The organism is Vibrio fujianensis (assembly GCF_002749895.1).
In the GTDB taxonomy this organism is placed as follows: Bacteria; Pseudomonadota; Gammaproteobacteria; order Enterobacterales; family Vibrionaceae; genus Vibrio; species Vibrio fujianensis.
On record NZ_NBUS01000040.1, the window covers coordinates 85,673 to 91,374 of the forward strand.

Below are 5,702 nucleotides of genomic sequence, written 5' to 3' on the forward strand. Positions count from 1 at the left end.
CAATATCTTTAGGCTCCATCCGAATACATCCAGCACTGACCCGCATACCAATGCCAAAATCTTTATTGGTGCCATGAATCAAATATTCTCCAGAACCATAAGCTAAACGCATCGCGTATTCGCCGAGTGGGTTGTTGGGCCCGGCCGGTACCACCGCTGGCAGCTCAATGCCTCGCTGCAAATACTCATGACGAATAGATTGAGGGGGTGTCCATGTTGGATTCGGTCGCTTTTGACTAATATAGGTTTCCATTTCGGGTGTATCACGACCAATGCGGCCAATGCCAACAGGGAAAATATGCACTTGACGCTGCTCAGGTTGAAAGTAATACAAGCGTAATTCCGCTAAATTAATCACAATGCCTTCATATGGCACATCAGGTAAAATCATTTGCGACGGAATGGTTAAAACACTGCCTTCGGCAGGCAGAAAAGGATCAACCCCTTTATTCGCTGCCATTAAAGCCAAAAAACCCACTTCATACTGGTTAGCAATGTTGGCAAGAGTTTCTCCTTGGCTAACCACATGGTATTGCATACGGCCAACCAAACGGCTTCCTTCTTTAGGAAAATCATAAACTGTCGCTTGGCTGGTCGTCGCATAACTCAACCACATCAGCAAAAATATCAACCCATTACGCAATACCATTCTCCATTTCTTTGGCTTCTTTGTATAAACGCAAGGTTACTTCTCTTTGTACTTTATGATCAACCATTGGCGATGGGTATGACATCAGATTAAATTCAGACCATGTCCACGGCGAATGCAAATAAGTGAGCGGCACATGAGCTAATTCAGGAACCCATTGGCGAATAAACTGGCCATTGGGGTCAAACTTTTCACCTTGAGTAATTGGGTTGAAAATTCGAAAATAAGGTTGGCCATCACATCCAGTTGATGCGCACCACTGCCAGCCTCCATTATTTGACGCATAATCGCCATCGATCAAATGACGCATGAAGTAATCTTCTCCCCAACGCCAATCAATATGTAGATCTTTAGTTAAGAAACTCGCCACAATCATTCTTAATCGATTATGCATCCAGCCCGTTTGTTTAAGCTGACGCATGGCGGCATCCACAATAGGAAACCCCGTCTGTCCTTCGCACCAGCGCTCAAATGCAGCGGTATCATTGTACCAAACCAGTTGAGCCGCCCAAGAGTGGAAGTCTTTTCCTTGTGAAAGTTTGGCTTCAAATGCCATTAAATGTTGATAAAACTCTCGCCACACTAATTCACTCATCCACATATCAGCCCCCGCAGAAAGCACGCCGCCAGTCGATTGCGTATAGAGTCGAGCAAGACATTGGCGAGCAGAAAGGGCCCCAATAGCCAGATAAGCAGAAAGGCGACTGGTATACTCTTGGGCGGGATAGTCGCGTTGTTGATGGTATTCATCCACCTTATGCTGACAGAATTGACGAAGCTGTTGCCGTATTGCATCAAAATCGACCGGCCATTGCTCACTCGTGTAACGTGGATAGGTAAAAGGCTGTGCTTCACTCCATACATAAGCACGATAAGCCTCTGGTACTTTAACCTTTTGCGCGACAGGGGTGGTTAAAATCGTCGGTGGAACAAACTGAGTTAGCCAAGCGCGTTTAAAAGGGGTAAAAACTTTAAAATAATCCCCTTGTTTGGTTAACACCTGCCCAGGAGGAATCACACATTTATCATCAAAATCACACCACTCTATCGCTTGTTCGGCGAGCAGTCGCTGCGCTAACGCATCCCGTTGTTGTTCATTGTATTCGTACTCACGATTAACCAGCACTTGATCCACCCCAAGCGCGGCGGACATCTCTGCCACCGCTTGAGCCGCCTGGCTAAAATCATCACATTCGATGTAGAGAAGTGGCACATTTAACGCTGCTAACTCTTGCTGTAATTCAAATAAGCGACGATAAATTAAATCCGCTTGAATCGCGGCCATTCCATGCTGCTGCCATTGTTGTGGCGTTGCAATATAAAGTGCATAAACCGGTTGAGTACTGGTGATGGCATAACGTAAAGCGGTATTATCCACAGCGCGAAGATCGCGCCTTAACCAAACCAATTTCATTCCTAGTCTTCCTGTTTTACCAGAGTGGCTAATACCTCTGAAAAATAGATCGCTTCAGAGAACTGTGTTTTCAGCGCGGTTAACGCCTTACGTTGGTTATCCGATAAATGACGATACGAAAATAATGCAAGGCTTGAATAGTTCGTACTACCTTGATGGTCAACTAAGCCAGTAATATCGTCAATGCCTTCCATGAAGGTCACCTGATATCCTTTCTCTGCCCAGCTCACGGCCCATAGCCACGCGAGAATATGACCGGCATGCTCAAAACTAACACATAAGCATTTTCCCTTATAAGCGGCTTTATTTTCCGCCTCAAGAATGCTCGATAGCTTACTCAACATCACACTGTTAAATAATCCTTTTTGTAAAGATCGCAGTGGCCCTTTTACTTTTTCCAACGCCTCAATCACAGGCAGTACAAATTGTGTTTCAACAATATCTAAAGGATATTCTTTCATCACTGTAGCAAGCACATTTGCCGCTTTTACACCATTTAACTGAGCCAAAGCATCCAGTAATTGGTGACACGCTTGCAACTCTGCCGCGGTTTCCAACGGTAACTCGGCATCGATCAACTCATTGGCTTGCAGTAACTGGCTTACTTTGCCAATAGCGACCCCTTTTAACAGCCAGCTCTGTATTTGACGAATGGTATTGATATCGTGCTCGCTGTACAGTCGATGTCCTTTGTCTGAACGCTTTGGTTGAATTAAATTATAGCGACGTTGCCAAGCGCGTAACGTGACAGGCTTAACCCCTGTCAGCTCCGACACTTCACGAATGGCATAACGGGTTTCTTTACAATCCATAACGTAGTTTCAACTCCTGAGGATGAGGGTTTAGATAGCGTTGTTGGCTAAGGTACGCATCTGGATACATGGCTAAATAGTGTTTGATTAACGTTAAAGGAGCCAAAAGTGGTAATAATCCGCGACGATATTCATCAATCACTTGAGCAAGCTCTGCTTTCTGTGATGAGGTGAGTGAACGTTTAAAATAACCTTGAATATGCATCAGAACATTGGTTTGATTTTTTCGACTCGCGCGAAAAGTCAGGGCTTGCATCAGCTCTAAACGATACTCTTGAATAAAATCCGCTAATTGATATTGAGCCACGTTTGCCACTAACCGCCCTAAGCGTTGATAAGACGTAGGATGATGGGCCATTAAGGTCAATTTATATCGCGAGTGAAAATCCACCACTTTACCAGCGGTTGGGTTATCACCTAAGCTTTGGTAAAAATCGTGTAAACAAAACACACGGGTAATAAAATTCTCACGCAACACCGGATCATTCAGTCGCCCATCTTCCTCCACGGGTAACCAAGGCATACGTTGCATTAATTGTTCGGTGTATAAACCAACCCCATTTTTTTCTGCACCATGATCTCGATAGACTTTGACTCGCTCCATGCCACACGTGGGGGATTTGGCACAAACAATGTAACCACACAAAGCTTGAGATTGAAGATGGTCAATTTTTTTATGGGTGTACTGTAGCAAGGCTTCGGTATGATCGCGACTCGCGTCTTTCGTTTCGACTAGCGCAATACGTTGCTCATCAGCAACAAGACGGATAGTGGGACGCGGAACAGGTAACCCCATCCCGACTTCCGGACAAACAGGGACAAAATCAAAAAAAGGGCTTAACTCTTGAGTAACAAAATGGCTCACTTTGTGCCCCGCATCAAACCGAACGCGTTCACCAAGTACACAGGCACTAATGCCCACACGAATGAGTTTAACCGTCATATTGCCTCCCGACCAACCAAGCCTTATTCACCAACAACGATGAAAAGATTATACATAAAATATTCTTGTATAAGATATAGCACAGTATCTCAATGTTATACAATTTTATTTTCTGTACACATTGAATGTTCCACCCCTTGATGCGCTCTGCTTGTTGGCCTAAATGTTATTGGCTTAAGTCGCAACAAATCGCTTGCGCTACCAATTCCAACACATTTAGTTATCAATAAGGTAAAATAACTCGTACTCACTATATTTTGTGACCGATATCTCATGGGGCCTTGGTGTTGCTCGATATTATTGCCTCAACCGATTTTCATTCATCAACAGTATTCGTAAATAGTTGTATTCTGTTGATTATTTAACTTTTGGAGAACAACCCATGCCGACCCCACATATCAATGCAAAAGCAGACGCTTTTGCTGAAACGGTATTAATGCCAGGCGACCCTTTACGCGCAAAATTTATTGCTGAAACTTACTTAGATGACGTGACTCAGGTGTGTGATGTACGCAATATGTTCGGATACACTGGCTTCTATAAAGGTCAAAAAGTTTCCGTCATGGGACATGGAATGGGGATCCCATCATGCAGTATTTATGTCCATGAACTGATTGCTGAATATGGCGTAAAAAACATTATTCGAATTGGTAGCTGTGGTGCAATTCGCGATGACGTGAAATTGATGGATGTTGTCATTGGCATGGGAGCTTCTACTGACTCGAAAGTAAACCGTATTCGCTTTAATGGCCATGACTTTGCTGCGATTGCCGATTATGATCTACTTGAAACCGCTGTCAATCAAGCCAGAGCGCACAAAGTCGCGGTTAAAGTCGGTAATGTTTTTTCTGCTGATTTATTCTATACCCCAGAGCCTGAGATTTTTGAAAAAATGAAAAGTCTTGGCATCTTAGGCGTTGATATGGAGGCTGCAGGCATTTATGGTGTCGCTGCTGACCTCGGTGCTCGAGCATTGACAATTCTGACCGTATCCGATCACATCTTACGTGGTGAGAAACTCAGCTCAGAAGACCGTCAAAAATCGTTCCATGACATGATGCAAATCGCACTGGACACTGCCATCAACATCGATTTCTAATTTTTACCCCGAGGGGGCGATCGTGCCAAATGACCAATTACCGCTGGCGGCTGAGGGTTTACAACTCAACTTTTGTAAAACATTGGCGTGTAACAACTTTGGCTTGAGCGATGCAAAACATTATGTTTTGCAACATGCGAACCCGAAGCGGCCAACGATGGTTTGTCGAGAGTGTGGTGCTTTCCCCCCTTTACTTAATAATGCCGATGTACTCAACGAACTGCATCGTCTACGCCAGTTGCATAGCGATGGCTTACCTGCATGTCGCCATACTGACTGCACAAATTTTGGCTTATCGGTTCACACACATAAACACCTTTACCATGCCTTCGGTTACAGCGGGGATCGCCAGCGCTATCGCTGTAAAGCTTGTCAAACCACATTCGTTGATAAATGGTCGGGTGCGAATCATAAACTCGCGTTGCAAGAAAGCCTGCTAGGATTACTGTTTACTGGCTATTCTGTGCGTGAAATTTGCCGCAAACTGACGATTAACCCTAAAACGTTTTATGACCATGTTGAACATATTGCCAGCCGTTGTCGACGCAAATTAGCCATGATTGATGCACGTTGGGTCAACCACGCTGACTCATATCAGTTAGCCTCTCACTATACCGCTTTGCAACCCCTGAGCAATAATGGTGCATTGTGGATCACCACTGGCGATGCCAAAACCGGTTATATTTTATGTCAACACGTTAACTACTCTGCTAATGAAGACGCCCCCAGTTGCGGCGATCACGATCCTTATCGCCTTCCTGCCCGTTTTGTGGCTCCCGCTTATT

General features: G+C 44.6%; 6 protein-coding genes. 2 read left to right on the plus strand and 4 right to left on the minus strand.

The window, feature by feature from the left end; translation table 11 throughout:
- The 4 genes from B7C60_RS06325 to B7C60_RS06340 all read right to left on the minus strand — a co-directional run.
- Positions 1 to 616, minus strand: a 616-nt coding sequence (locus B7C60_RS06325; protein ID WP_245868805.1) for a L,D-transpeptidase family protein, incomplete at its 3' end; no start/stop codon positions are given.
- Between the two features lie 19 nt (positions 617 to 635).
- Positions 636 to 2,063, minus strand: coding sequence for a deoxyribodipyrimidine photo-lyase (gene phrB, locus B7C60_RS06330; RefSeq protein WP_099610928.1), 1,428 nt, complete (start codon positions 2,061 to 2,063; stop codon positions 636 to 638).
- A gap of 2 nt (positions 2,064 to 2,065) precedes the next feature.
- Positions 2,066 to 2,875 carry a MerR family transcriptional regulator gene (locus B7C60_RS06335; protein WP_099610929.1) on the minus strand — a complete coding sequence of 270 codons (810 nt, stop codon included), beginning with the start codon at positions 2,873 to 2,875 and terminating at the stop codon, positions 2,066 to 2,068.
- Positions 2,865 to 3,818, minus strand: a complete 954-nt coding sequence (locus B7C60_RS06340; protein WP_099610930.1) for a YbgA family protein — start codon at positions 3,816 to 3,818, stop codon at positions 2,865 to 2,867. Before B7C60_RS06340 ends, B7C60_RS06335 begins: the two co-directional genes overlap by 11 nt.
- Positions 3,819 to 4,200: 382 nt before the next feature.
- Here B7C60_RS06340 and deoD point away from each other — a divergent pair, with 382 nt between their 5' ends.
- Both deoD and B7C60_RS18075 read left to right on the plus strand, forming a co-directional pair.
- On the plus strand, positions 4,201 to 4,917 hold the full coding sequence (gene deoD, locus B7C60_RS06345; protein WP_099610931.1) for a purine-nucleoside phosphorylase: 717 nt from the start codon (positions 4,201 to 4,203) through the stop codon (positions 4,915 to 4,917).
- Between the two features lie 22 nt (positions 4,918 to 4,939).
- A partial coding sequence (locus tag B7C60_RS18075; RefSeq protein ID WP_425445496.1) for a transposase occupies positions 4,940 to 5,702 on the plus strand: 763 nt, incomplete at its 3' end.